This is a genomic window from Chryseobacterium sp. FR048 (assembly GCF_056844665.1).
The window spans coordinates 237,644-263,681 of the sequence record NZ_JBXDSE010000003.1; the positions used below are offsets into that span (position 1 = coordinate 237,644).

Below are 26,038 nucleotides of genomic sequence, written 5' to 3' on the forward strand. Positions count from 1 at the left end.
TATGGATTAGGTAAATTCTTTTTCCGGTTATAAAAATGTGGGTTGTATTGTCATGCTTATCTTACCATTTTTAGGTTTTGGCTAAAGCCAATGGAAGATGGCTCATTTATTAAGGCGGGCTAAAGCCCGCCCCTATTGATAACGAAAATTGGTAATAAAAAGAATAGAATATATTGTGGTTTAATAATACACAGCATTCTTTTCCTTTACGGGTAGCTGTACTCTCCCCTAATAATAGTGTCATTCGTGAAAGCATTTGTGACATTTGTGTTTCAATAAACAGAAAAAGCCACCGGAAAACCGATGGCAGTTACAAAAAACAAGTGTATAAAAAATATATACATTCAATTTAATTTCTCCAGAACAGGTTCCCGTCATGCATCAGGGCTTCTATTTTAGAGATTCTGGAAACGGCTTCTGCAGAACATGAAGCATCTGTAAGCACGATGGCTGCTTCGTCTCCTGGTTTAGGCCACTGCTGCTTTCCTTTTTCATCCAATGGTAAGGTGCTTTGAGTGGCAAATTGCAGCGCTCTAGATAATGCATACTCTGTCGCATAACCGTACAGTTCAGCGATCAGATTGGCTTTCTGCAGCATATTTCCTGATCCGAAAGTACTCCAGTAATCCTGCACATTATCATTTCCTATCAGTACGTTGACTCCATATTTCTTCAAAGTCGGGATTGGCATTACTGTTTTTCCAAAAGGGACTGAAGAGGCTATTCCCACTTTTCCTGCAGCCAGTCTTTCTGCGATCTGTTCTGCTTCTTTCGGGTTCAGGTGAGCCAGGGCAAAGGCATGGCTTACAAATGTTTTCCCCTGAAGTTGTGGATTTTCAATGGCTTTATCAATCAGATAATTGATTGTTTTCATTCCGGACTGTCCCACTTCGTGCAGGTGAATATCAATTCCTTTATGATGATCCAGAGCAAGCTGTACGGTAAAGTCCATCACTTTTTCAATGCTTCCGTCAATACTCAGAGGATCCAGTCCGCCAATGAAACTTACGCTTTTCAGCTTTGCTGCTTCCTTCATTAAGGGAGCGGTTTCTGTATAATATACTCCATGTTGTGGAAAGGCCACCGTTTCTACTTTAAAGGAGTCTTTTTTATGGTCAAGAGCCTGTTCAAGATGTTCAAGCGACTTTAATCCTGAGGTAGGGTCAAGATTGAAATGGGTTCTCGAGAAATGAGTTCCGTAATGCTGCTGCAGACTGATCAGCTGCTCTGCTCTTTCTACTGAGGTTTTTAAAAGTTCAGGAATAATCTGCTGCTCATAGGCAATCATATCTTTCACTGTTCTTCTTTTGGGCGAAAGGGCCTGCCAAGGAAGTCCGTATAATGTTTTATCCAAGTGAATATGCATATCTCTGAAGGCAGGAAGCATCAGGTAACCTTTTGCGTCTATGGCATCGGCAGCCGGATCATTGGCTTTTACCGTTTTGATCTTTCCATCTTCAATTTCAATACTGAAAAGGTCTGTTTTCGTTCCGGTTACCTCTTCATTTTCATATTCAAAACCTGTTTCAAGGCGCACATTTTTTAGGGAATATTTTCCTTTTGCAGTTAATTGATAGGGAAATTGCATGATTTAATATTTTAACACTACAAAATTACACTGGCTTTTCATCAAAACCGGTGTATCAATTATGTCTTGTTTTGTACAGATTATTATTCTTTGAATTGTGACGGAGTCATTCCGGTCTGTGCCTTAAAGAATTTTGAAAAGCTGGCATGATCATAAAAGCCCAGGTCATATACAATATCTTTCACTGACATTTCGGAAACTTTTAAAAGGCGTTTTGCTTCCAGTAAAATACGGTCCTGAATAAGGGATGAAGCTGAAGCATTGAGGCTCTTTTTGCAGACAATATTCAGATAATTGGCAGAAATATTCAGTTTATCTGCGTAAAAGGAAACGGATCTTTCTGTTCTAAAATGTTCATCAATCAGATGTAAAAACTTTGAAATGATCGGATTGGAATTGTAAGTTTCAAAATCTTTAAAAGCTCCTTCCACGGTTTTACTCACCAGCAAACCGATCAGCTCGCTTCGTTTCTGGATAAGTTCCCAAAAGACTTTCTCACTATTCAGTTCTTTTTGAATTGCCTGAAATTCATACAAAAATGTCTGAAAAACTTCTTCTGAAAGATTAATAACCGGATGGTTCTGATAATAGGAAGCGGAAAATCTTAGTGACGGCAGAAAGCTTTCGAACCAATCCCGGCTGATCATCAGCTGGTATCCTACTGTTTCTTTTTCGATCACCCATTGGTGCACCTGATCCGGAAAAACAAGGTGAATCTGATGGTCTTTGACCTGATATTCTGTAAAATCTATGGTATGTGAGCCTACCCCGTGCTCAAAAAGATTAATGATAAAAAAATCATGTTTATGGGGATCATCGATGGAACGTGCCCCGTAAAGTTCATTAAACAGCAAATTGCAGCCTTTCAGCTGATTTTCACTAAACTCCTGAATTCCTAAAATAGGAAAATGATCTGTATGATAACTCACGCTACCTGAATTTCTCTTAAAATTAAAAAAATTAATGAGAGAAAAAATTAAAATAGCCACAAAAGAGAAAAATACATCCTTTGTGGCTAAAAAACACTAACTAAATTATATCTCAAAATTTATATATCCTGCTCTGTAACAGGTTGGAGGAACGCAAAGATTTTTTCTTCAATACATCAATACAATTGAATACTACTGATTTTATCCAGCCACTCAATTTGCTAAAAACCTTTCAACTTTCTTCATTTTAAAAACAGTATATCGTTTCTCTCCTTTGCGTTCCCAACCTTCCACAGCATAAGAATGTCTATGATTTCAATATTCTGACAATTTCTTCAAATCCTGATGACTCCGCATGTTGCAGAGGCGTTTTCCCTGCATGATCAGGAATACTGAGGTCTGCACCATTGTCTTTTAAGATCTGAACGATCTTCTGGTATTTCTTCGTTCCGTTTCCGAGAATCACAGCTTCCATCAACGCTGTCCAGCCTAATCTGTTCACATGATTGATCGGGAAATCTTTAGTTTTAACCAAAACTTTTACGGTTTCCACATGTCCCCGTTCACAAGCCGGGATCAAAGCGGTCCCATTATATCTATTGAATATATCGAACCGGGCACCGTTTTCCAGAAACAGCCTAACCAATTCTGTCTGTCCACTCGCTCCTGCGTATAAAAACGGACTGTCCTGCTGATCATCCTGAAGGTTAACATCCGCTTTGTAGGAAACAAGTAATTTTGCCATTTCCGGCTGTTTGTCTATCGTGGCCAAAAGCAATAATGAACGTCCTCTTTTATCCTGAGTATTAACATTCACACCAGTATCCAATGCTGATTTTACAGCTGCAATGTCATTTTTCCTGACCAGATTTATGATATGAGTATCCTGCATCATCTCTTGTTTTGGAAAATCAATCGGTCTTTCTTCACAGGCACTCAGGCTTCCAAATGCTAAAAGAAATACTAATATTTTCATGGGTTTTTCATTTTAAAATTAAAAAACTACATTCCCCTGATGTACCAATGATTTCACCTCTGAAATTCTTGATACCGCTTCTGCGGAACAGCTCGCACCGATCAGTACAAAATCTGCCTGATCTCCCTTCTTCGGCCATTGCTGAGCACCTTTATCATCCAATGGAAGGATATTTCCTGTAGCCAGCTTCAAACTTCTTGACAAATGAAACTCTGTAGAATAGCCATACAATTGTGCCATCAGATTCGCTTTCTGAAGTACACTTCCGGTCCCGAAAGTATTCCAGTGATCTACAATACTGTCGTTTCCTGTCAAAACCGTTACATTATGTTTGTACAATGTTGGAATCGGCATGATAAGCTTTCCGAAAGGAATGGTAGAGACAACACCAATCTGCGCGTCACCTAATTTCTCCGCAATTTCTTCCTGTTTTGCACCTTCCAATTTACCTAATATGAAACAGTGGCTCAAATAGGTTTTTCCTTTTAAGGATGGGTTTTCATTTACTTTTTTAATCAGATATTCCACTGTTTTCAATCCGGAATCTGCCGTTTCATGCAGGTGAATATCAATTCCTTTTTTGTGATCTAAAGCAAGCTGAACGGTAAAATCTACTACTTTTTCGATATTGCCATCTATATTGAAAGGGTCTACTCCACCAATAAAATCAATATCCATTTTTGCCGCTTCTTTCAGATAGGGTGCTGAGTCTGTATAAAACACTCCATGCTGTGGAAATGCTACCAGTTCTGCTCCGAAACCTTTCTTTTTATTTTCTAAAGCTTTCTGAAGATTTTTCAGAGACTGAAGCTTTGAAGTAGGTTCTATATTTACATGACTCCGGGCATAGGAAGTTCCTTTCGACTGCAGCAATTCAATCATCTTTTCTGCTTTGAATGTTGAATTTTTCAGCATTTCAGGAAGTATTTTCTGCTCCAGCTCTATCATTCCTTTGATGCCGCCGGTTCTTTTTCTTACAGCGTGCCATTGGTCTCCGTAAAAGGTTTTATCCAGGTGAATGTGCATATCTTTAAATGCAGGCAGCATCAGAAATCCTTTTGCATCTACCGCTTTAGCATTCGGTTGATTCGGAGTGATCTTTGTAATCTTTCCGTTTTCAATTTCTATATAAAACAGATCTGTTTTGGTTGAAGCTACTTCCCCATCTTCATATTCAAAACCTGTTTCGAGACGCACATTTTTAAGGCTCAGTTTTCCTTTTGCTGAAGTATTTTTCGCTTCAAAAAGAGGTGATGCTGTCATAATATTAGGTATTAAAGTTAATCCCGCCATTGCCAACGCTGAATTTCTGATAAAATCCTTACGGGATATAGTATTCTCTGAAGTCTTCATTTCCAATCTATTTATGACAAAATTAAAAAGAACCGGCTTCAACAAAGTGTACGGTTTATTACAAGATTTGTATAATTTATATTTTCTTTTATCCTGACATCAAAATCCTCATAATATCATAAGCTCTTTATCCATAAATAAAAAGTTTTTCTTTATTTCCCAGCCTATGGCTTATTGGATATAATATCTCTAATAATCCCGGCTCTATCGGCTTTTTATTAAATTTTATATTTGCAAAAAAATATCTATGAAAAGAATACTAAGCATTATTTCGATAAGTGCATCCACAATTGCATTTGCCCAAATAGGGATCAACACAGATCAACCAAAAGCAACACTTGACGTAACCGCTAAAAAGGAAGTTTTAACGATTGACGGGTTATTACCGCCCAGATTAACCCGTGCAGAACTTACAGAAAAGGGAAATACGTTGTATGGAAAGGATCAGGATGGCATCATCATTTATATCAACGATGTTTCAGGAGGAGATAATCAAGGGCAAAGAAAGTATATTGAAAGTAAAGGGCTCTATATTTTCGATGCTGATGAAGGCAATAAAGAAGGACGATGGATGTGCTTACTCTGCTATGGTTATGCCTAGTAATTGAATGCTTTATTCCCCAATATACAAAGAGACTGCCTTTTAAGACAGTCTCTTTGTATTTATTTATTCGAATATTCAAATTTTCTTACCGCTTCCAGCGTCATATCAATTTCTTTTTCCTTGATCGCATCACTGATGAAGTACGTTTCGTATCCGCTTGGCGGAAGATAAACTCCGTTCGTAAGCATCTGATGGAAGAAGTTATTGAACAATGCATGATTGGCTTCCTGCGCCTCATCAAAGTTGGAAACTCTGTTTGTATGAAAGAACACAGACATCATTGAACCTTTTCTGTTGATCTTATGAGCAATTCCTTTTTCATTTAAGATTTTTCCGATCTCCAGATCTAAAGTTTCTGTTGTTTTGCTCAGCCTGTTGAAGAACTCCGGATCATTTTTGATCAGCTGAAGGGTTTTCAATCCTGCTCTCATCGCCAATGGATTTCCACTTAATGTTCCGGCCTGATATACTCCTCCTTTTGGAGCAAGGTGATCCATGATCTCGTTTCTTCCTGCAAAAGCTCCTACCGGAAGTCCGCCCCCGATTACTTTTCCGTAAGTTACCAGGTCTGCTTTCACATTGAAAAGCTCCTGCGCTCCCCCGAATGCTAATCTGAAACCTGTCATTACCTCGTCAAAAATTAATAAAGCTCCGTTTTCATCACAGATCTTTCTCAGGTTTTGTAAGAAATCATTTTCAGGCAATACACAACCCATGTTTCCTGCAACCGGTTCAATGATCACAGCTGCAATCTCTCCCTGATTGTGACGGAATAAATCTTCCACCTGCTCAAAATCGTTATAACGAGCCAATAAAGTATCTTTAGCCGTACCTTCCGTTACTCCCGGAGAGTTTGGATTTCCAAAAGTAGCTGCTCCACTTCCTGCTTTAATCAGGAATGAATCTGAATGCCCGTGGTAGCAACCTTCAAATTTTACAATCTTATCTCTTCCTGTATATCCTCTTGCCAGTCTGATAGCACTCATACAGGCTTCTGTTCCTGAAGATACCATTCTGATCTGGTCGATATTCGGAACGTTTTCAACGATAAACTTAGCGATTTCAGTTTCCAGTTCTGTAGGTGCACCAAAAGAGAATCCTTTTTCTGCCTGGATTTTCAGTTCTTCTAACACTTCTGGGTGGGTATGTCCTAAAATTGCAGGGCCCCATGAATTGATGTAATCGATATACGTATTATCATCGGCATCCGTAAGGTAAGCTCCTTTTGCTGATTTCATGAAAACAGGAACTCCTCCTACAGATTTGAATGCTCTCACAGGAGAATTTACACCTCCCGGAATGTATTTATAGGCTTCATCAAATAAAGCCGAACTTCTTTGGTATTTCATATATAGTGGATTGTTGCTGACAGTTGCGGGTTGGCATTTGACTGTCAACTATAAACTCTCAACAAAAAATTAAATTAGTTTCTTGGTTTTTTATCAATCAGATAAATCAGCTGTCCTGCAGATGGCTGTTGTCCTTCATCCATTCTGTTTTTAGCATATAATTTATGGAGTTTGATCCCGAATTTCTGGGCAATATCATGCATATCTTCGCCTGACGTTGCTTTATAAGTAGCTGTATTTCCTGAAGAGTTTTTGGATTCAAGGAAGACAATATCGTTTTTCTTCAATGTTTCACTTTCCAGTTCATTCCATTTCATCAGTCTGCTTTCGCTTACTTTGAATTTATTGGCAATGAATTTTATGTCTGTATCTTCAGGGATGACAATATATTTCAGACCGTCATTCGGGTGACTTTTGATCAGAATGGAATTCAGAATCTCCGCTTTTGTTTTAATTCTTTCCACTCTTTTCTGCTGCTGGGCATAAGAGGTCTGTTTGTAAGGAACTTCTACAGTAACCGGTTCTTTAGCTTTCTTTCCTGCTTTTGAAGGTTCCAGCTGAGCCATGAAAGTTCTGTCGTCTTTCAGATCCGGATACATTTTTAGAACGGCATACAATACTTCATTAGAATTAGTATTGTCATATTCGTATAATTTATATTTTTCAATCTTGCTGATCAGGATGGAAGCATAACGTGGATTGGTTGCATATCCGGCTTTTTTCAAACCGTAAGCCCAAGCTCTGTAATCCTTCATATCCAGATTAAAAAGATTAGCGTAATATTTTCTGGTGGATAAAAATATGGAGTGGTCTTCATAAGACTGTCTCGGGTCTTCATATACACGGAAGCATTCATTAGGTGCATCATCCGTATGTTTCATTGTTTTACCAGTCCAGTCTTCTTTACATTTGATTCCGAAGTGGTTTTTACCTTCCAGAGCCAGTCTGCTCTGTCCGCCTCCTGTTTCCAGAAGCCCCTGCGCAAGGGTAATAGAAGCCGGAATCTTATATTTTTCCATTTCTTCTACCGCATACTTGGCAAATTTCTGAATATACTGATCTTCGGTTGCCCAAGCCTGGGCAGAAAATTTTGATAAAACTAAAAGGCTTATGGATAGGAAAAGTCTTTTCATGTTTTTCAATTTTACTTATATAATTAAATTTCTATTCTGTTTTTCTAAAAGCAGATTAGCTCCCTCAATTCCCTGCAATCCGCCTGTATGAAAGCACAAAACCCTGCTGTGTTCAGGAAAAAAATCTTCTTCAATCAGTTCCAATACCTTCTGCATCATTTTTCCTGTATAGATCGGTTCCAGAGGAATATCATATTTCTCTTTGAAATCATTGATAAAACGGATATTTTCATCACTTATTTTACCATAACCTCCAAAACTTGAATCTATTAGATCAAAATTCTGTTTCAAAGTTAATTCAAATATTTTATTTTCCAGTGAAGCATCGTCAACAACTTTAAATCCTATAACCTTCTGATTGTCTTCACAAAATTTTGAAATTCCGGCAATGGTTCCTCCAGTTCCAACTGCAGTGCAAAGATAGTCAAAATCTTTTGTTTGTTCATTGAGCATCATTTTCACGCCCATTACCGCTTCTTCATTGGTTCCACCTTCAGGAACTACCAATGCTTCAGGGAACTCGTGCTGAAGGAATTCAGTCAGTTTTTCTTTATGTCTGTATTCTTCACGGGTGACAAATTTCAGGTTCATCCCGTTTCTTTTGGCAAAAAGCAAGGTGGGATTATCACGCCATTTGTGTTCCAGTTCTTCTCCTCGTATAATTCCCAATGTAGGAATACCTGCCAGATTCCCCACCGCAGAAACCGCAGCAATATGATTGGAAAATGCCCCTCCGAAAGTAATGATATAAGGTTTCTCAGGATTTTTCCCCAGGTAATTGTTGACATTATAAAACAGCTTCCAGTATTTGTTTCCTGAAATCTGAGGATGGATAAGGTCTTCTCTCTTTATGAAAAGTTTTATATTTTTCTGAACCGGGATTTCCTGAATGGGAATAGTTTCTGTGGGAAGTTGTAATAGCATTTTAGTGTTTGGGACTATTCATGGGTTATGGAGTACAAAAGTAGTAAAAGATTACGTATTGGATTGGGGTATGGCTATCACAAACCTTTGCAGGAATGTTGTTATTGAATTTTTAACCACAATGGGTGCCAATTTTCACGAATGATTGTGCTGTGAGATTGTGTAATCTGTGATGTTATTTGTGATGTTTGGGTTTCAATTTTTAAGTTTTGGCTAAAGCCAATGGAAGATGCTTTTTTTGGCTGGCCGGGCTAAAGCCCACCCCTATTGATCCAGCCAAGCCAATATTGAAATTTAGTGACAATATCTTGTATCTTGTATCTTGTATCTTGTATCTTGTATCTTGTATCTTTTACAAATATTTCCTAAAGTTCCAGAACTTTCTTTTTCTAAGATAATTCAAATTGTGTTCATTCGCATAGGCTTCCCTTTCGAAAGAGATTCTTTTATAAGCGTGATAGCTGTCTTTCAGTTTGAAGAACCAGTAATAATATTCGATAACATAGAAAATGTAGAAGAAAATAATCAGCATTTCCAACTGCTGTCGTAAATGGATTTTTTCGTGATTGATAAGTATATTATTTTCCTTATCTTCGGGTTTCCTAACGAAGATAAAGGGAAAAAGAGCAATGCCGTTAATTTTTAATTTTTTTAATGGTTTTTGGCATACAATTATCATAGTAACAAATATAAAAAGTTTTTTGACTTACGTTTTAACTTATGGCCCATTATGACATCAAAGAAGGTGAAGACTTTTACTATAATGAACAGGGATACAAAGTTTTTACAGAAAAATTCCATCTGAAAAGAGGATATTGCTGTAAAAGCGGCTGCAGACACTGTCCTTACGGGTACGATAAAAAGACTGATACATTCATTAAAAATGATAAAAAAAATAAATAAAATGAAAAAATATATTTTTATTTTGTTGGCATCTGCTACATTAGGCCTTACTTCCTGTAGTCCTTTTCAGATCCGTTCAGATTATGCTGAAACTGCCAATTTCAACTCTTATAAAACGTATAAAATAAGAATTGATGATCTAAAATTGAATGATATTGATAAAGACAGAGTTCTGAATGAGCTATCAAGACAGCTTCAAACCAAAGGACTTCAATCCGGAGAGAACCCTGATCTTATTGTCAACGTAAAAGCCAACCATAAAAAAGTTACGGATATACAAAGTTCTTCTCCTTACGGAATGTGGGGCTGGGGCGGACCCTTCGGATGGGGTGTCGGTATGAACAGAACATGGACAAGCAATTATAATGAAGGAGCTCTGATCGTTGATCTGATTGACGCAAAAACCAACAAATTGGTTTGGCAAGGTATCGGAAGCGGTATTTCTGTAGATTCTCCAAAATCTAAACAGAGACAGATTCCTGAAATCATGGCGGAGATCATGAAAAATTATCCTCCGCAGAAAAAATAGAATCGATAGCTATTATTATATATAGGCCGGCGCATTTTTTGCGCCGGCTTTTTTATGTTATTGCATTGAAAAAAGTGACAAGAAATGTTAGGAATGATAATTTTATAAGTTTTGGCTAAAGCCAGATGAATGGCCTTCATTGTTTTGAGTGGGCTAAAGCCCACCCCTATTGAATAGCAAATGGAGTCATTATTACCGTTTCGTCTTTTGATTCAACTGCACATCTGTAATATTTGTGATATTCGTGAAACCATTTGTGACATTTGTGGTTAAATAACCAGTTACTCATTATTCATAAAAGCAACATGTATTACATTCAAATTTAATAATAAGGTAATTTTTTATTCATAAAAATGTAGTAATCTTGCTGAAACTTGTATTGATATGAAAAAAATCATCTTATTCTCTGTATTTGCGGGGCTTGCCCATGCTCAGGCACCTGCAGGATACTACAATTCTGCCAACGGGCTCAGCGGAGCTGCATTGAAAACAGCATTAAGCAGCATTATTACCAGCGGACACCAGGACAAAGGGTACAATGGGCTTTGGACCGCTTATAAAACCACCGATATTGACAGGGATTACGAAAATGACGGATCTATCCTTGATATTTATTCTGAGAAACCTGTAGGAGCTGATCCTTATAAGTATATGCCGGGAACCAACCAATGTGGTACGTATTCTGCAGAGGGAGGCTGCTATAACAGGGAACATATTATTCCGCAAAGCCTTTTTAATGAGGCTTCTCCTATGGTTGCCGATATTCATTTTATCAGAGCCACAGACGGTAAAGTAAACGGAATGAGAAGCAATTATCCATTCGGTAAAGTGGGAAGTGCTACGTTTACCTCTAAGAATGGTTCTAAGCTTGGAAATTCTGTTTCTTCAGGATATTCCGGGACGGTTTTTGAGCCGATCGATGAATTTAAAGGGGATGTAGCCCGTATGATTTTTTATTTTGTGACCCGTTATCAGTCTAAGCTTTCTTCGTTTACGTCCGGGAATATGCTGGGAAGTTCTACTTTTCCGGGATTGCAGACCTGGGAGCTGAATGTTCTTCTGGCGTGGCACAATCAGGATCCCGTTTCTCAGGCAGAGATCAAAAGAAATAATGCATCTTATACGTACCAGGGGAACAGAAATCCGTTTATTGATAATCCGAACTATGTCAATCTGATTTGGGGAACATCCAATACAGGAGGTGGTACCACAACTCCTACCAACCCGGGGACCAGCTGTGTCAATGAATCTTTTGAAACCATTCCGGCAAGCAATGCTTCTTATACAACAAGAACCTGGAGCAATGGCGGAATATCCTGGACTGCTACGGATGCCCGAACGGATCAGACGCTTAATAATAAAGCTATTACCATAAGAAACGGTTCTTTAACTTCAGGCAGCTCTGCTAATGGAATCGGTTCTTTAACAGTAACGACTCAGCTGATGTTTTCAGGAAGTAACGGAACTTTTGATGTGAAGGTTAACGGAACGACTGTAGGAACAATTCCATACAGTACTTCTGCAACCACTACAACGATCAGCAACATCAATGTTTCAGGAAATGTAACGGTAAGCCTGGTGAATAATTCAACAAGTAACAGAGTGGCTATTGATGACCTGCAATGGACATGCTATTCAGGGTCTGCATCTAGACAAGCCCAAAGTATTGCTCCGGAAGCTGCGAAAAGTTTCAAAATCTCACCTAACCCTATCACGAATCAGGAGATTTTTGTGAAAGGTGACCTTCAGAATGTAAAGAAAGCTGAGATCTATACGCTTCAGGGGAAAGTTCTGCAGACGGTTGATCAGCCTTTCAGGAATGGAAATTCTATCAAAACACGAAATCTGGGTCAGGGTGTTTATATTCTGAAACTGGATCAGGTTACGATGCAGTTTCTGGTGAAATAATTAAGAAAAATATTTAGTATACATGCTGGTCTTTTTAAAGGCTGGCATTTTTTTATTGTTTTTTTACACGCAAAGGATGAGTGATTCGGAGTGTTATTTCTAGAGAGCTAAGAGGTGCGACTTTATTGCGGATGAAGCTATGTGGCTATATTGCGATATGATGTGGCTATCTGGTAAGTGGTAAGTGGGAAAAAATACTTCCGTTTTATTTTCCAAAATTTTTATCGGTGTAGATTACAAAGTTTTCATTTCGGCGGATCACTTCTTTCATTTTAGCATCAAGTTTATTTTTTTGATAGACTCCTAAGGTCAGGCTATAGAAGTTATCGGTTTTCGCCTTTCCTTTGACCGTACTTTCGCGTTGGTGTTTATCTTTAGATCGGGTTATTTGGCAGGTATAAGACGGAGTATTCCATAGATAGACCAATGCCCCATCAAGAAATAGAGTGTGCTGTTCCGGCTTTGTATTGAATTTCTGCGAGACCAGATTCACCAGTGATAAAAATGCTTTTTCGTCTCCTTTAAAATCTGATACTGCCGTATAGGCAACCAGTGATTTTTCAGCATTTGTCAGTAAATAGAGGTTATCAAATCTGAACGGATCTGAAAAAGTCAGGAATGACTGATCTGTTTCTTTTTTATAGATACTGTATTTAAAACCACATATCTGATCTTTCCCTCCCACCTCATCTATACGTTTTTCTTCACAGGATGCATTCGCAAAAGCTGTTTTGAATGGCTCTGCTTTTGATACCAGATCATCCATATTTTCGTTGAATGTTATTTTCGACAAATTGAATGTACCACAGCTATTGCAAATATATATGGTATTTTGTGCGCTTATATTTGACGATAACAAAAGTATAAAACAGAAAGCGGTTATTTTTTTGAACATATCCATGGTATTAAATATACTGCTTAATTTACGTTAAATTTTTCTTTCCGGAGACATTACAATCTCCATACATTTGATGTTTTTTTCATCGAAGGTGGCTCAGTTCAAAGGAATTCTGTCCAGGTCCGGATAGCCAAATCCATCGAGCAGATCTTTCCATTCTTTATGTTTAAAAACAAACAGATTGCATCGGTATTCATCGGGTTTGTTTTCTATTTGGGTTTCACAGTAATAATATATCTGATCTTTATCTTTCCAGATGGCTACTTCCTGTCTGAACTTATTCTGAGTCGGAATGACTTCATTGTCTTTTACTTCGGAGTCAAAATTTTCACGTACGGTATCAAAAACCGGTTTTGGAAGTGCTTTATTTAAATAGTCAAAAAGAATCTTCTGTTCTTTCCCGGTATAAATATCAACCTGATACATGCCCAGTTCATTATCTTTTTCATTGGCAAGCGGACCGATTTCCTTGTCTACGCTGCCATAGTGCAGAAGCACATTATTGATATTGGTATTGTTTTTACCATCCAGGTCGTTTCCATCCATATGCAATATTTTTGTGGAAGAAAAAGCCAGCCTGTCATTTCCAATTAGCGTAATATCATCAGTATGAACGGTATCTTTTATGGTGACACCCGCTGATTTTAAAATATCATTGATATTTTGCCCCACAGTAAGAGTAGCCAGATTGAAAGGTCCGGTCTGTACATGGTTATGCTCCTCAATAGAATTTGCTGTTTCTTTTTTCCCTTGCCGGCTGCATGAGGCAATTCCTATAGAGATCATGGGGATCAATAGGTACTTCAGATTTTTCATAGCGTCTTAGTGTTTGATTATTCTATTCTCTGGTCAGTTAATGAGCTTTCTTTTCAAAATAAAGCTGCTCTCCCCTGTGGGAAAACAGCTTTTATATTATATTACACTCAATTTGTCTCCTTTTTTCTTCCTTTGAAATAAGAAGTCCAGATACACCTTTTCGTTAGGATTCTTTTTGCTTTTCAACCTTATTATCCCTTCTTTATCGGCTTTATTAAGGATAGAAACAAGCTTCCCATATCCCTGAAACTCCAAATGGAATGTTTCTTCAAATAAAGGTTCCAATTCGTAATCATTGTTCTGTAACATTTTTACAAATTCATTGCTTCTGGCATTCTTTTCATTGGCTCCGTAATAGAGGGTTTCTGCCGTCAAATCTTCTCTTTCTCTGATCAGCTGCAGGAATTTATCTTTGTCTTTGTTTTTAATGATTTCGTATATTTTTTTATACTCGGCAATCACTTCATTATTCAGATTTTTATTTTCTTCGTATTCTTTTTTCAGGTTGACAGAGTTTCTCCATCCCACCAGATCAAAAGGAACATCTGCCTCAAAGGTAGAACGCCATTCATACATTGGCAGCCCTTTCAGCTTCAGAGGTTCTTTGGGCTCATAATGTGCTTCGGCATATCCGGGTTTTCCATATTCGCCTTTCTCAGCGGCCCAGTATTCTTTTTGCTGATCCAGGAAAATACCTTCTTCCCCATTCATTGCAGGATTATAGGTAACCTGTTTAAGGTTCGGGTATGGATAATGGAAAAAAATCAGATTGAGCCCTCCTGCATCCCCGAAAACGTTCTGCCCCAAAGCAGGATACATTCTCACTTTTACTTCGTGGGTTCCACTGGTGAGTAAAAGCGGATTGATCTCATGGGCTCCTATTGCCCCGCCCTGATGTTGCGATGCTTCTCCTTTGAAGTTATACAGTAAGACATCATCTACATAGACTTCAAATTGTAAGCTCTGGCTATGAATATCAATAGAGTTTACCCGTTTTTCGTTAACAAGTCTGTCTTTTTTAATCGGAAATTCGTTGTCTTTTTCGTTATCTGTAATCATTTTTTCTCGTTGCTTCCAAAAGTTTTCGTTTTTTTTAACCTCACTGATTGTTTCCTGGGATATGCCCTTATTGCAAGAAGCCAGCATCAGAAATACACTTAAAAAAAATATTTTTTTCATTATGTTAAATAAAATTTAGGGAGATCATCAATATCCACTTTTAAAAAGGGATCATTTTCATTTCCAAATTTACGGGTCATTTTCATTCCCCGGACCACAATTTCTACTTCAAAGGTAATGATCATCCCTGAAAACCCGATAAACGGTTTTACAAAAAGACCTTTTTTCTCATCGGAATCCAAAGTGAGTTTTGCGGAAAAATAGGCATCAAACTGTCCTGTCACATTAATTTCCATTAGCGGTCTTGCAGAGAATCCTTTGATGACTACGGATGCGCTTACTTTAAGTAATATTTTCAGTCCCAGTTTTGCTCCTAAGTCTAAACTTCCTCCTTTGACTCCTCCGTTCAGCGTATTGACCTCCAATGCTTTGAAATCTACACTAAACTGCCCATAAAATTTGGCTTCTAAAGTAATCCCTCCGTTGGCAAGAGCGAGAGTACCTTGCATACCTGCCACAAAAGCAGCTACAAACGGGTGCATTCTGCTTCCTACTGCCAGCAGATCTATGACAAAATTGGCTCCTACCAGCGGATCTGCTTTAAAGTTCAGGGTTCCCACTGTGGAAACCTGCTTATCATATTTACCACCCCCTCTTTCCAGGTACCAGCTGATGGAAGTGCTTAGTGAAGGTGCTTCCACTTCAAACATAAAAGGAGGTTTTGCCGGGCTCGTCTTTACCGCTCCCCCCAAAGTTTCTTTCACCCGGTCTGCAATTTCTTTGTATCTGATAAAAACACCCAGAACGCTTCTCAGTTTTTCGGCAAACTCACCGCCATATTCCGCTTTCTGTCTTCCGCCATCCCATTCTGCCTGGAGTTTTAACCCAAATTTGGTAAGCATCTCCGGACTGTTTTTTATTCTGGCAGATTCTTTTCCGGAAGCTACAGCTTTGGACTGAGCTTTTCTCATTTCTCTGGTAATCTCTCTCACCTCCTTAGGCTGAGGATTTTGTCTGCTATATTCAGGAAGGTTCCCATGGGTATAGCCAGCAGGATTTGAAAAATTGAAAGAAAACTCCAACGTCCACTTAATATCCGGATAAGCTTTCATCAGAACCGGGGTTCTTCTTTCATTGCTAAAATACCGGCAGCTGTGAACGTGCAGGTGAAACTGATTCGGATTGGTTCCCATAGGCCATAGATAAGCCAATGGAGCAGCATTGAATCTGGATAAATTGGAATATACGCTATAGCTGAAAGAAGGTTTTTCAAAAGTAAGTTTGGAATCTCCCTTGTCTATGGCCTGCCCTACATCTACGACATAGATTTCTTTTTTGTGTTTGTTTTTACTGTCTCTGAAGCAAATTTTAGTATCAAAACCTACCACATCTATGACAAGATCTTTTTTGGTAGAAACTGTGGGTGCCACTACTTCATAACTTATCGTCTCGGCATCGTGTGCATTGAAAACAAAAGAAATATCTACTCTCCTGTTATTTTCATAGGATTTTTCATCCCGGTATTTGATGTTATCCCGACCCATTTTATCGTCGGTAGGGTCTACTTCTCCTTTTCCTACTGAGGTGATTCTTCTCGGGTCAAGTCCACCGTCTGCAAAGAATTTCTTGATGACATCGGCTCTTCTCTGAGACAGGCTTTTATTGTAGTTCTGTTTTCCGATGACACAGGCATAACCGCTTAAGGTAATGGTCGCCCCCTGATGCTCCAAAAGGAATTTCAGAATATTATTAAGTACAGCTTCCCCATCCTTATCCAGAATGGTAGAATCAAATTTATAAAATATAGTCCTCAGGATATGCTCCTGCTCTGCTCTTACCTTCTTCAGTCCATTTCCATTATCAAATACTTTTACCGTTGTATTGTTGGCTTTTCCTTCCTTTACTTCAGTTTCTGTAATTTTGATTACTTCAAATTTACAGGGTTCGTATCTGGTAGCATTCACATCCGGTTTGTATACTTTGGTAGGTGTCTGGTTTTCTATAGGATTGACGTTGGTAGTACTTACCTTGTTCTTTACATTCAGATAAATAGCATGCAGGTTGTCTCCCCGATTATCTTTAATGTATTGATTGGATGCGGTATCTTTTACTTTTATATAAAATTCTTCCACATCCAGGATATGGTTTACTTTCGCCATCCAGGAATAGGTATTGTCTATTTTCAGATTGATTTCACCATCTATTACCTGTACTTTGGTATAAACAAAGATCAGTTGATCATCTCTGAGACTCTGTCTGTTCCAGAGTTCCACAATCATGGTATTCCCGTTGAGACCTTCCGTCATCAGATTGAGATAAACGGTCTGTCCGTATGAAATATATTTGGTCTTTTTGTTGTTCTTAATACTGTCTTTGCTGCCTCTCTGCAGCGTCCATTTGCTACTGATAATTTTAGGTTCGCACCATCCTTTTACATATAGACCTGTAGCATATTTTTTATCTCTTACCCCTGAAAGGCTTGCTTCTACATAATAATGATAGCTTCCACACATTTGTCTGGTCAGCCTAAGTTTGTAACCGGTGGATGACGGCAGCTGGCTGACAATATTCTGTTTGTCATTGCTTTGTCTCATCCAGATCAGCTCTTTCTTTTTATCTTCAGCGGTAGTTCCCGGCAGCCATTCTTCTACCCCAAAGTAGACCCACTGATCCGGCTGTATGGTAATCCTTTGCCCCAAAACACTCATTTTAGGGTAATAAAGGCCCTTTGTGATTTTTATTTTTTTAACGCCTTTTGCCATTTGTTCTCATTTAAATTACACCATCCTCTCCACCGTGAGAAGGCTGCTCGTTGTACATTGATTCGGTATCTACCAAAGGATTGATCTGCTGCTGCACATCTTTGTCTGAATTTTTAAAATTCTGCTGACTGGCTTCAGCTCTCTGGCCATGATCGATAATCTCAATACACGGGGTACCGGCAATGGCACATACCGCTTTACTGTCTTCGAGAATGATGAATCCTCCGTTACTGAGCTGTACTTTTTCGTAAAAATTCTGCCATTCGGTGACCATGATTTTACATGGCGGCGGTGGGCTTCCCTGTTTGGTACAGTTTCCGAAAGTATTTTTCTCGAAGGTAGCGCCTCCTGTTTCCTTCGTGGTGACGATCAGTTTTTTGGAGGCGTCTTTATCGTTGGCGTATTCTTTCTGATGGGTCAGTACTTTGAGCTTATCCGGAGCCTGCCCGAACTGACATTTGCACGTCGCTCCCTGTACTACAATATGTTTTTCTGCCATGGTTACTGTTCTTTGTTTGAAACTACGATTCTGCTCAGATACTGATTTCCGAATTCCAGACGGACAAAGTTGGTATTCATTTTGAAAGTGACCACTGTGAGAGCACTTGATGAGTTAGCATCGGTATCTACAGTTGTCTGATAAAGCTGTGCGTTATATCTTGCGAATTTCTTTTTACATTCTGTAGGTGAACTCTCATTGAACACCAGCCCATAGGGTAATCCGCCTACTTTTTGATCATCATAATACTGTAGGGCATAGTATTCCTGACCGTCATTCATTCTGGTGTAGATCAGATTAAAGACCTCATCAATATCCCAACTTGAATATTTTCCGTTTTTACAGTCTCCACATTCGATCTCTCTTGGCTGTATCTGTAAAAGCTTTGTAATCGCATCGGAAGAAGTCGGCAATGAGATGAATTCTTTTTTGCTGAACAGAGCCTGCAGCTTTCCGGAAGTCGTTTTCTTTATTGAATTTCTAGCCTGAATATCGGCTATCGCAGCTTCTGCCTGTGCTTCTGCTGCTGCAACGTCTGCCGCATCTACCGCTACCATAGCATCTGAGGTAGCAGAAGTTTTTGATTCTTTATAGTGTAAAAGAAACTCCTGAATTTCTTTTTCAACTTTTCCTGTAGATCTGGTAAGTTTGGTATCTACCTCTTTCTTTGACAAACGGTCAGGAACAACTGTCTCAAGGAAGATCGTCACTTTTGTATTCTTTTTGGAGATTTTATTAAAGGTGACATTCCAGTTGGCCTGCTCAATAAACTGTTTAGGTTTTGCTCCTTTTTTCAAAGCCAGCTCCAGATAAGGATTGCTGCTCCCGGCATCATATTTCAGGTTATAAAGGTCTACGGTTGTAGAGAAGCTTTCACCACCTGCCGCTGCCGCTTTAGGTTCGTCTTTGGTAAATTTATTTTCGAACTTAAAAATAATATTTTCTAATGTTTCTATATTTTTCGGCACTGTAAACTCCACTTTCTGCCCGAAAGACAGACTGAAGCATATGATAAAAACCAATGTGGCGATTTTATTATTTAATTTAAATTTCATTTTGTTTTGTTTTTTTTTTATTCTGAAACAGCAGCAATCACTACTGATATTTTCTTTTCTTCCTGCAGCATCATACTGCATTCAAGATATAGAGATTCCGGGAGTTGCGTTGTCCCGTTCAGGTAATATTGTATTCTGAAATTTCCCTGGTCATTCATCACCGGGTGGTCTTCAATGATCATCGGAAATGGGGATCTGCTGATGAAGTCATATGCACTTCTTTCATCATGTAACTTCCCCTCACCTTCAATATTGACGAGGTCAGCTTCATTTTTCAACGGATCAATTTCCATCTTTATGTGGTAAACAGGTTCTATCGGATTATTTACCACCGGAAAGTTTTCTGTTCTTTCTATCTGATATTCTGCTCCAAAGCTTTGATAAACTCCCAGAAATAATGTTCGGATGAAGTAATCATTTTTAAGGTAAAGATCAATGACATCCGGATCATCCAGTACTTTTTCGATCTTCTCACAATATTGATCTACAACGTCGCCTTCAAATTCTTTATAGACTTCTTCTTTAACGCCCGGCCACCTTTTTTTAAAAACCGACAGATTCTCTACAGCATTGAATTTTCCATATTCATCTGTACTGATCTGTAAAGGGTATAAAACTTTAGAGGTTTTGTAAGCAAGGGTATCTGCGATTTCATTGACTTCTTCTTCGTTCAGGTACAGGTGAGAAACTCTGTCTACCTCAAAGAAATGCAGATTATTTTCGCTTTTTACCCAACGTACGGAAGCTTCATATTTCAGTTCGTTCTTATGATCACCATTTTCCATTGTAATGACCACGCCATATTTACAGAACGAATGACCCGGTTGAAAAACCAGACGGTTTCCTCGCCCCAATCTTACAAGTCTGCCAGGATCTGTTACCGCTGTTCTCGGAAGGAAAAGTTCCTGCTGTCCGGTAATATCGATCAGAATCATGTCCTTTACAGCACAAAGGTTATTATGAAATAATTTTAAAGAATCTGAATCTAAACCGTAAAGTGCAGCAATGCTTTTTAAGGTTTCATCTTTCCGGACAATATGTTTATTGAATTTCTGCATAATGCACCTGCTTCATCACTCACTGGTAGATGAGTTTATATCTGGTTTTATTAATGTACTACTCTTACTCCGTCTTCTCTTGGATCCATTCCTACCCAATCATAATCTGCGGACCAGTGCAGATATTCATTTCTCAGTTTTCGAAGGTCTGTCTGGTCTTGCAGCTCTGCCTGATAGAGGGCATATTTCGGATCATTGGTTTTTATTCCTTTATACTGCTTGTGAACATCGGTAAACCAGCGGAATTTATAAGGCTTAGCACCATTTCCCATCACATAGGGTTTCAATTTTTCTTTTACTTTTACCAGTAAAGGATCATTGGTAATTCTATATTTGGTACTGATCTGCCCGGTATCAAGCCTCAGTCCTTCATTTTTTCCATATTCCCCCATAAACTGTAACGGGATGAAGCTGTATGTTTTTTTCACCAGTTCTCTGTTGCTGGAAAGTTTCCGTAAATACTGATGAATGATAAGCTCAGGATCTTTAAACCAACCTTCTGCTACCAGTCGCTCTTTTCGCTGTTTCTGAACGCTTTCTCCACCATTGATGATTTCATCTTTTTTTTCGGGACCTGTTTCATAGCCTCCTCCAATATCACTGTGCACACCGGGAAATGATTTTTCTATTCCAAGATATACGTTTTTGCGCTGTGCTCTGTTATACACCACTACATCAGTAAGATCAAAGTTGATTCTGTGTTCATCAGCTGCTGTGAAGTGTACAATTTTTTTGGCTTTGGTAATATCATCCAGATGCAGTTCTCCAATATCATTATTAAAATCCGGAGAGGTAGTCCATGTGTCTTCAGAATAAGAAGATACGGTATCAAAAATGCCGAGAAACCGGATATTAATGGTTATTTCGTCCAGGTTGACCCCTATTTTTTTCAATTCGGTTCCCAGATTACCGTATGGTATACTTTTCGGATCTGAATTTATTTTTTTCCGGGATACCTGATGGACAAAATATCTGGCGGCAGCGGCTCCTCTGCTGAATCCAAAGACATCCAGGACTATAGTTCCCAATTGGGCCGTAGAGTTGGCTCTTTTGAAGAGGTCTATCTTTTCTGCTATTTTTTTGCACCCGATGTCTACTTTTGCTTTGATCCCTGTTTTTTCTGAACCAAAAGCATAGCCGTCCATTTCGTCACTTTTATTATCCAGCGTACCGATTCCTTCTATATAAATGGCATTTCTTTTATCATAATTTTCCCAAAGACGGGCTACATTACTCCAGTCATTATTATAACTGTTGTTATCTGACGGATCGCCTCCATTGTCTTTATATGCCTTAGTTTTATTCTTCCTTGCATCAGAATTGGTCTTATTGTTTAAGGTACCGTCAAAGAAGATTCCCAGAGCAACATTGATCACATTCTCCGGAGCAGAGGATGGTGAATAGTTTCCGAATACTACATTAGACATACTCTAATAAATTTTACTGATGAAATCTTTTAATTCGTAGGTTTTATCATCCTGCCTGATGCTTATACTCATCTGTTTGTTTTCCGGGCTGACTCTGATGATAAAGTCTGATTCTTTCTTTGGGTCTGTATTTTTGAATATTTTATTAATATCATTCAGATCAAAATCTACGGGAAGAACGTTATCTCCTTTTAAAACATGGTCAGGATAATACTTTTCATCTTTAGTGAAAAATACATTAGCGCCCATTTTCTTATGATCCGGACCTTCTATATTCACAGACAGATAGTACGGCACCGCTCTTTCACCGGCCTTTCCGCTATAATTATCATATTCTCCGTTGCAGGCCATTATGAAGATGTTTTTTACCTGATAACCTGCGGGCAGTTCTACTATGGGTTTCCACAGATATTTTTTTCTGTAGGTTTCATAGATCGCCGGATCAGGATACCCGGAGGTACTGATTCTGTTTTTCACGTCGGAAGCCATCAGAAAATCGTTTTTCAAACGGTCTTCAGCATAGCCTTCTTCCAGCATATACTGCGCATTTTCATAAGCTTTTTCTTTGGTGATAATGGTATCGTGGGCCTGAAAAGATCCTACTTCTTTCTGAACGCCCGGAGCATTGATCCATAATACAAGTTTCCCTTTTGGGGCCAGCCCTACTTTGAAAGTTGTATAGGTTTCTTTTTTTCCTGTGGCAGGTTCGGTAAAACCTTCTTTAAAAAGTTTTTCAATTTTCTCTTTATCTAAAGTCCATTTCCCGGTGTAGAATTTCTTTTCAACCAAGGAATACCACGTGAATTCCAGCTTATCGGGAATATCCATTTTCTGGGTTTCGACATTCATCGTCGCCCCTGTATTTCCCCAGCCTGTATTCTGTGTTCCCCAGATGGCATCAAAGCCATAGCTGAAATCATCTGCCACAATAGCTCCACTGTAAACTTCCATAGGATATTCCTGCGGGGCACACAAGGTTCCCAGCCAACTGTATTTTTCTTCCATTTTTTTATTTTGACAACTGATCAGTGAGAAACTTCCTGCAACGAAAAGGGTCAGTATTTTGAATTTATTTATTCCCATGTGACACAATTTTCTTATTACTTGCCAAGACAAGGTTATCTTTCTGTGCTTCCACATTGATCTTCTTGGCTATTTTTTCAACTTTTTTTCCTACGCTCAGATGATAAGAGTCTTTGACTGTTATCCTGATATTGGTTGCCGTCTTTATAATTGCCATATCAGAAAAGTTTTGATTTTTCTGCACTGTTAAACTCTACGATCTTTCCGCTTTGCATGGTCATATTTTCCAGCTCGCTGAACATTGATATTTCGCCTGCTATTTCATGAGAGGTCTCAGATTGTCTTTTGAATTCTTTTTCCACCATTTCGGTTCTGGTATCTGATGTTTCTCTAATATCTCCTGAGGCGGTAAGTTTCATATCATGTCCTGCTATGGATACAATATCTTCATTGGCTGTACTGGTAATACTTGCTCCCGCACTTACTGAAATCTCCTTTCCGGCAGTGATATTGATGTTTTCACCGGCATTTAAAGTGAAGTTTTTCGGGGCCGTCATGCTAATGTTTCCTTTTCCATCCATGAAATAGGTATTCCCGCTTGGGTCAAGGATTGTAACACTTCCTTCCTGATCGTTCATCAGGACTCTGATACCGCTTCTGGTCTGTATGGATTTTAAATGGTTATTGACACCGCCTCCCAGCGCTATTCCTCCATGGAACATTCCGCCCATTACAAAGGGTCTGTCCGGATGGCTGTGAACAAAATTGACCATTACCTGATCTCCCACTTCCGGAATGGCTACATAGCCTCTGTTTTGGGTAATCTGATCGGTTCCTCCGGCATCCGGGCTCATCATACGGATAAAATGAGTGGTATCATTGGTCTGCCAGTCGAATCTTACCTGCACTCTTCCCTGCCCTTCAGGATCTGTATTGGAAATTACCACAGCAGTCTGCGGTTCTGCTTTTGGAACGGTAAAATCCGGTTTTGGAAGGAAACCTGTATCAGCTGCAATGCCTACAAAGTTTCCGTTATAATGTCCTATAGCGTCGATCTCATGCTCTGATTCTGTAATCATGATTCTTGTAAAATAAGAGGTTTCATTAGAATCAGGTTTACGCATCTGTACATCTGCTACACATCCGGGATGCAAAAAAGGAATGGTTGTATTTCCTGAAATGGAAAAAACATTTACCGCCTCGCTTCCGGAAGCACTTTTCTGTGAATACTCCACATCAAGATGTGTGGTTGCTTTGATTGGCGCCACTTGTAAAGCCGGAGTTTTAAAGATCGAATCGTTGTGGCTGTAAGCTGTCTTCGCCAGGTCACCTACATGTTTTATGGGAGTAGATCCTGAGGTCAGTTTTTCGTCTTTATTACTGTTGTATCCATAGAATTGGGGTCTGGTGTGTACCGCTTTTAATTCTACTTTTATATCATGGGCGCTACTTCCGTAGGTTAATATGATAGGTTTATTCTGAGGAGGAAGTTGCCCGAAGTGCAGGACTTCACCGTCATAATAGAACTGTTCTCCATATGCTTCAGCCATCCTGGCCAGATAGTTATAATGGGTTTCATCATACTGACTGCTATAGATGATCTGGGAAAAATTGTTGGCTTCCACCCTTATATCGAAACGGTTTTTATCAATCCCCTGTCTGATGACCTCCTCAGCAATGATTCCCATATTGACAGACTGAGCACCTCCGAAACTCTGGATATGCGGCGCACCGTCAAGAAGGATGGTAGGGCTGCACCCCGTCAGTACAATATTTCCAAGGCTCATCTGTTCCTGGCTGAATCCTACTCCGGTAATTACCCCAACAAAGGTTCTTTCCGGGCTGTTGTCTATATCTTTATAGGAGATAACGACTGTAAGACGTTTTCCAAGAAATTTATTGGCATCTTCCAGAGAATGGGTCTGCCTGTCGCCCAAAGTATCATGGGCCAGCGTGAGGGTAAACTCATGGTGGCGGCGGGTACTTTGCTTCAGTTTAAAGTGTTTATAGTATTTGATTATTTTCCCTTCTATGACCAGGGAAAGCTTTACCAAGCGATTGATTCCTGTATGATGATTTTCAGATACACCATCTGCGTTTTGTGTAGGACGAAACGATGCTGTTCTTGATTTTTCAGGATTATTTGACATATTTTGTGTTGACTTGTTTAGTTTTTAAAAATCTTTCAATCGAACGGGAGATTTTTTAAAACCATCAAAAATTTCTTATAATTTGGGGTTATCATGGGTAAAAAAAGACCGCCTTATAAAGACAGTCTTTTTATATCTTACTGCTGAGGGCTTAGCTTAAAGGCCAAAGTCCGTCATAAGATGAGTTTCCGTAAGTGATGCTTTCTGCGCTTACTACGAAGCTGATCAGCATATTGTTGCTGTCCAGGGCATCAAAGTCTACTTCATGCTGAATTACATATCCGTTTTCCCACTTTAAAGAGATCAGTGTTCCTTCTTCATGAGATTTATTGAAAGTAATTTCTCCGTTTGTAGGTTTGTATTTGCTGTTGAGTAAGCTTTCCAAAACATCAGATTTCTCTGTAGCTTCGATTGTTACTTTGATAAGTGCATTTGACGGATCGGATGCTACTCGTCCTGAAACGTCTGTAGATCTTGATACACTGTAGTTAAGCTTTAATAACTTCTGACCTTCTCCTCCATTGAATTTTAAGATTCCTCTTGAATTTCCTGCCATATTCTTAAATTTAATTTTTAATGCTTGTTCCCGTATATACGATTGACCAAACAAAGATAGAGTACATGTTCTAATCTGAAAAATTTTTGAACAACAGTTTCAGAAATTGTCGTAGTTCTACGACAAATTAGAATTCCGGTCAGGCACAGATTATTTCAACATTGTTTTTCTTTTAATATAGGTAATGTTTTAATAGTGTTTATAAATATAGCTGCTGACCATAATGATAAGATTGATCACAATCAGCCCCATTAAAACACTGCTGTACTTTCTTTTTTTGTCGATAAAACTTAAACCAAGGGTAAAAAAGAACAACAGCACGGTATACACTGCAGGATACATCTGAAACGCCTCAGAAAACTTTCCCTCAAAAACAAGGACAACAGCTCTCTGTGCTCCGCAGCCGAGACATTCTACTCCCAGGAATTTCTTACTGGGACAGGCCAGCATGAAATCTTCAATATTCATTGCATGGTTTT

At 38.9% G+C, this 26,038-nt stretch carries 25 protein-coding genes; 4 read left to right on the forward strand and 21 right to left on the reverse strand.

Features of this window, described 5'->3' with window-relative positions; all coding sequences use genetic code 11:
- Positions 1–349: 349 nt before the first annotated feature.
- The 4 genes from AC106K_RS10390 to AC106K_RS10405 all read right to left on the reverse strand — a co-directional run bounded on the left by AC106K_RS10390 (position 350) and on the right by AC106K_RS10405 (position 4,846).
- The gene (locus tag AC106K_RS10390; protein ID WP_482445106.1) at positions 350–1,588 is read right to left on the reverse strand and encodes an amidohydrolase; all 1,239 of its coding nucleotides are present in this window, start codon (positions 1,586–1,588) and stop codon (positions 350–352) included.
- A gap of 83 nt (positions 1,589–1,671) precedes the next feature.
- On the reverse strand, positions 1,672–2,517 hold the full coding sequence (locus tag AC106K_RS10395; RefSeq protein WP_482445107.1) for an AraC family transcriptional regulator: 846 nt from the start codon (positions 2,515–2,517) through the stop codon (positions 1,672–1,674).
- Positions 2,518–2,824: 307 nt separating this feature from the next.
- Positions 2,825–3,493, reverse strand: coding sequence for an ankyrin repeat domain-containing protein (locus AC106K_RS10400; RefSeq protein ID WP_482445109.1), 669 nt, complete (start codon positions 3,491–3,493; stop codon positions 2,825–2,827).
- Between the two features lie 18 nt (positions 3,494–3,511).
- Entirely contained in the window at positions 3,512–4,846 is a 1,335-nt protein-coding gene (locus AC106K_RS10405) for an amidohydrolase (RefSeq protein ID WP_482445110.1), read from the reverse strand.
- Positions 4,847–5,093: 247 nt separating this feature from the next.
- Here AC106K_RS10405 and AC106K_RS10410 point away from each other — a divergent pair, with 247 nt between their 5' ends.
- A complete protein-coding gene (locus AC106K_RS10410; protein WP_482445112.1) occupies positions 5,094–5,447 on the forward strand; it encodes a hypothetical protein in 354 nt (117 codons plus the stop codon).
- A gap of 62 nt (positions 5,448–5,509) precedes the next feature.
- Here the strand turns inward: AC106K_RS10410 and hemL are convergent, their stop codons facing one another.
- The 4 genes from hemL to AC106K_RS10430 form a co-directional block, all read right to left on the reverse strand.
- Positions 5,510–6,799, reverse strand: coding sequence for a glutamate-1-semialdehyde 2,1-aminomutase (gene hemL / locus AC106K_RS10415; RefSeq protein WP_482445114.1), 1,290 nt, complete (start codon positions 6,797–6,799; stop codon positions 5,510–5,512).
- A gap of 74 nt (positions 6,800–6,873) precedes the next feature.
- Positions 6,874–7,932 (reverse strand): glucosaminidase domain-containing protein, encoded by a 1,059-nt coding sequence (locus AC106K_RS10420; RefSeq protein ID WP_482445116.1) that lies wholly within the window; start codon positions 7,930–7,932, stop codon positions 6,874–6,876.
- A 15-nt stretch (positions 7,933–7,947) separates the two neighbouring features.
- A complete protein-coding gene (locus AC106K_RS10425) occupies positions 7,948–8,856 on the reverse strand; it encodes a 1-aminocyclopropane-1-carboxylate deaminase/D-cysteine desulfhydrase (RefSeq protein ID WP_482445117.1) in 909 nt (302 codons plus the stop codon).
- Positions 8,857–9,208: 352 nt separating this feature from the next.
- A complete protein-coding gene (locus tag AC106K_RS10430) occupies positions 9,209–9,535 on the reverse strand; it encodes a hypothetical protein (protein ID WP_482445119.1) in 327 nt (108 codons plus the stop codon).
- Between the two features lie 41 nt (positions 9,536–9,576).
- Here AC106K_RS10430 and AC106K_RS10435 point away from each other — a divergent pair, with 41 nt between their 5' ends.
- The 3 genes from AC106K_RS10435 to AC106K_RS10445 all read left to right on the forward strand — a co-directional run bounded on the left by AC106K_RS10435 (position 9,577) and on the right by AC106K_RS10445 (position 12,196).
- Positions 9,577–9,759: a C1orf53 family protein gene (locus AC106K_RS10435; protein WP_007842321.1), complete on the forward strand. Its 183-nt coding sequence runs from the start codon at positions 9,577–9,579 to the stop codon at positions 9,757–9,759.
- Between the two features lies 1 nt (position 9,760).
- Complete coding sequence (locus tag AC106K_RS10440) at positions 9,761–10,288, forward strand: DUF4136 domain-containing protein (RefSeq protein ID WP_482445121.1); 528 nt, start codon at positions 9,761–9,763, stop codon at positions 10,286–10,288.
- 384 nt (positions 10,289–10,672) lie between these two features.
- Complete coding sequence (locus tag AC106K_RS10445; RefSeq protein WP_482445122.1) at positions 10,673–12,196, forward strand: endonuclease; 1,524 nt, start codon at positions 10,673–10,675, stop codon at positions 12,194–12,196.
- A gap of 205 nt (positions 12,197–12,401) precedes the next feature.
- On the opposite strand, the gene AC106K_RS10450 is transcribed toward AC106K_RS10445, so the two are convergent.
- The 13 genes from AC106K_RS10450 to AC106K_RS10510 form a co-directional block, all read right to left on the reverse strand.
- Complete coding sequence (locus AC106K_RS10450) at positions 12,402–12,962, reverse strand: hypothetical protein (RefSeq protein WP_482445124.1); 561 nt, start codon at positions 12,960–12,962, stop codon at positions 12,402–12,404.
- A gap of 228 nt (positions 12,963–13,190) precedes the next feature.
- Positions 13,191–13,910, reverse strand: coding sequence for a hypothetical protein (locus tag AC106K_RS10455; RefSeq protein WP_482445126.1), 720 nt, complete (start codon positions 13,908–13,910; stop codon positions 13,191–13,193).
- Between the two features lie 96 nt (positions 13,911–14,006).
- On the reverse strand, positions 14,007–14,969 hold the full coding sequence (locus AC106K_RS10460) for a hypothetical protein (protein ID WP_482445128.1): 963 nt from the start codon (positions 14,967–14,969) through the stop codon (positions 14,007–14,009).
- Positions 14,970–15,088: 119 nt separating this feature from the next.
- Positions 15,089–17,791, reverse strand: a complete 2,703-nt coding sequence (locus AC106K_RS10465) for an OmpA family protein (RefSeq protein WP_482445129.1) — start codon at positions 17,789–17,791, stop codon at positions 15,089–15,091.
- Between the two features lie 10 nt (positions 17,792–17,801).
- Positions 17,802–18,290 (reverse strand): DUF4280 domain-containing protein, encoded by a 489-nt coding sequence (locus tag AC106K_RS10470; protein ID WP_047096178.1) that lies wholly within the window; start codon positions 18,288–18,290, stop codon positions 17,802–17,804.
- A gap of 2 nt (positions 18,291–18,292) precedes the next feature.
- Positions 18,293–19,345 (reverse strand): hypothetical protein, encoded by a 1,053-nt coding sequence (locus AC106K_RS10475; protein WP_482445132.1) that lies wholly within the window; start codon positions 19,343–19,345, stop codon positions 18,293–18,295.
- A gap of 17 nt (positions 19,346–19,362) precedes the next feature.
- Complete coding sequence (locus AC106K_RS10480; protein ID WP_482445134.1) at positions 19,363–20,403, reverse strand: hypothetical protein; 1,041 nt, start codon at positions 20,401–20,403, stop codon at positions 19,363–19,365.
- Between the two features lie 50 nt (positions 20,404–20,453).
- Positions 20,454–21,830 carry a T6SS phospholipase effector Tle1-like catalytic domain-containing protein gene (locus AC106K_RS10485; RefSeq protein ID WP_482445136.1) on the reverse strand — a complete coding sequence of 459 codons (1,377 nt, stop codon included), beginning with the start codon at positions 21,828–21,830 and terminating at the stop codon, positions 20,454–20,456.
- Positions 21,831–21,833: 3 nt separating this feature from the next.
- A complete protein-coding gene (locus AC106K_RS10490) occupies positions 21,834–22,913 on the reverse strand; it encodes a DUF2931 family protein (protein WP_482445137.1) in 1,080 nt (359 codons plus the stop codon).
- Positions 22,900–23,070 (reverse strand): hypothetical protein, encoded by a 171-nt coding sequence (locus AC106K_RS10495; RefSeq protein ID WP_482445139.1) that lies wholly within the window; start codon positions 23,068–23,070, stop codon positions 22,900–22,902. Before AC106K_RS10495 ends, AC106K_RS10490 begins: the two co-directional genes overlap by 14 nt.
- Position 23,071: 1 nt before the next feature.
- Positions 23,072–25,003 (reverse strand): type VI secretion system Vgr family protein, encoded by a 1,932-nt coding sequence (locus AC106K_RS10500; protein ID WP_482445141.1) that lies wholly within the window; start codon positions 25,001–25,003, stop codon positions 23,072–23,074.
- A 151-nt stretch (positions 25,004–25,154) separates the two neighbouring features.
- Positions 25,155–25,559 carry a type VI secretion system tube protein TssD gene (gene tssD / locus AC106K_RS10505; protein WP_047096172.1) on the reverse strand — a complete coding sequence of 135 codons (405 nt, stop codon included), beginning with the start codon at positions 25,557–25,559 and terminating at the stop codon, positions 25,155–25,157.
- Positions 25,560–25,748: 189 nt separating this feature from the next.
- The gene (locus AC106K_RS10510) at positions 25,749–26,027 is read right to left on the reverse strand and encodes a DUF2752 domain-containing protein (protein WP_482445143.1); all 279 of its coding nucleotides are present in this window, start codon (positions 26,025–26,027) and stop codon (positions 25,749–25,751) included.
- Positions 26,028–26,038: the final 11 nt, after the last annotated feature.

Excerpts from the sequence above, each read along its gene's own strand:
- AC106K_RS10390 (WP_482445106.1), bottom strand. The coding sequence starts at position 1,588 with ATGCAATTTCCCTATCAATTAACTGCAAAAGGAAAATATTCCCTAAAA.
- AC106K_RS10400 (WP_482445109.1), bottom strand. The coding sequence starts at position 3,493 with ATGAAAATATTAGTATTTCTTTTAGCATTTGGAAGCCTGAGTGCCTGT.
- AC106K_RS10405 (WP_482445110.1), bottom strand. The coding sequence starts at position 4,846 with ATGAAGACTTCAGAGAATACTATATCCCGTAAGGATTTTATCAGAAAT.
- AC106K_RS10410 (WP_482445112.1), top strand. The coding sequence starts at position 5,094 with ATGAAAAGAATACTAAGCATTATTTCGATAAGTGCATCCACAATTGCA.
- hemL (WP_482445114.1), bottom strand. The coding sequence starts at position 6,799 with ATGAAATACCAAAGAAGTTCGGCTTTATTTGATGAAGCCTATAAATAC.
- AC106K_RS10420 (WP_482445116.1), bottom strand. The coding sequence starts at position 7,932 with ATGAAAAGACTTTTCCTATCCATAAGCCTTTTAGTTTTATCAAAATTT.
- AC106K_RS10425 (WP_482445117.1), bottom strand. The coding sequence starts at position 8,856 with ATGCTATTACAACTTCCCACAGAAACTATTCCCATTCAGGAAATCCCG.
- AC106K_RS10430 (WP_482445119.1), bottom strand. The coding sequence starts at position 9,535 with ATGATAATTGTATGCCAAAAACCATTAAAAAAATTAAAAATTAACGGC.
- AC106K_RS10435 (WP_007842321.1), top strand. The coding sequence starts at position 9,577 with ATGGCCCATTATGACATCAAAGAAGGTGAAGACTTTTACTATAATGAA.
- AC106K_RS10440 (WP_482445121.1), top strand. The coding sequence starts at position 9,761 with ATGAAAAAATATATTTTTATTTTGTTGGCATCTGCTACATTAGGCCTT.
- AC106K_RS10445 (WP_482445122.1), top strand. The coding sequence starts at position 10,673 with ATGAAAAAAATCATCTTATTCTCTGTATTTGCGGGGCTTGCCCATGCT.
- AC106K_RS10450 (WP_482445124.1), bottom strand. The coding sequence starts at position 12,962 with ATGGATGATCTGGTATCAAAAGCAGAGCCATTCAAAACAGCTTTTGCG.
- AC106K_RS10455 (WP_482445126.1), bottom strand. The coding sequence starts at position 13,910 with ATGAAAAATCTGAAGTACCTATTGATCCCCATGATCTCTATAGGAATT.
- AC106K_RS10460 (WP_482445128.1), bottom strand. The coding sequence starts at position 14,969 with ATGATTACAGATAACGAAAAAGACAACGAATTTCCGATTAAAAAAGAC.
- AC106K_RS10465 (WP_482445129.1), bottom strand. The coding sequence starts at position 17,791 with ATGGCAAAAGGCGTTAAAAAAATAAAAATCACAAAGGGCCTTTATTAC.
- AC106K_RS10470 (WP_047096178.1), bottom strand. The coding sequence starts at position 18,290 with ATGGCAGAAAAACATATTGTAGTACAGGGAGCGACGTGCAAATGTCAG.
- AC106K_RS10475 (WP_482445132.1), bottom strand. The coding sequence starts at position 19,345 with ATGAAATTTAAATTAAATAATAAAATCGCCACATTGGTTTTTATCATA.
- AC106K_RS10480 (WP_482445134.1), bottom strand. The coding sequence starts at position 20,403 with ATGCAGAAATTCAATAAACATATTGTCCGGAAAGATGAAACCTTAAAA.
- AC106K_RS10485 (WP_482445136.1), bottom strand. The coding sequence starts at position 21,830 with ATGTCTAATGTAGTATTCGGAAACTATTCACCATCCTCTGCTCCGGAG.
- AC106K_RS10490 (WP_482445137.1), bottom strand. The coding sequence starts at position 22,913 with ATGGGAATAAATAAATTCAAAATACTGACCCTTTTCGTTGCAGGAAGT.
- AC106K_RS10495 (WP_482445139.1), bottom strand. The coding sequence starts at position 23,070 with ATGGCAATTATAAAGACGGCAACCAATATCAGGATAACAGTCAAAGAC.
- AC106K_RS10500 (WP_482445141.1), bottom strand. The coding sequence starts at position 25,003 with ATGTCAAATAATCCTGAAAAATCAAGAACAGCATCGTTTCGTCCTACA.
- tssD (WP_047096172.1), bottom strand. The coding sequence starts at position 25,559 with ATGGCAGGAAATTCAAGAGGAATCTTAAAATTCAATGGAGGAGAAGGT.
- AC106K_RS10510 (WP_482445143.1), bottom strand. The coding sequence starts at position 26,027 with ATGAATATTGAAGATTTCATGCTGGCCTGTCCCAGTAAGAAATTCCTG.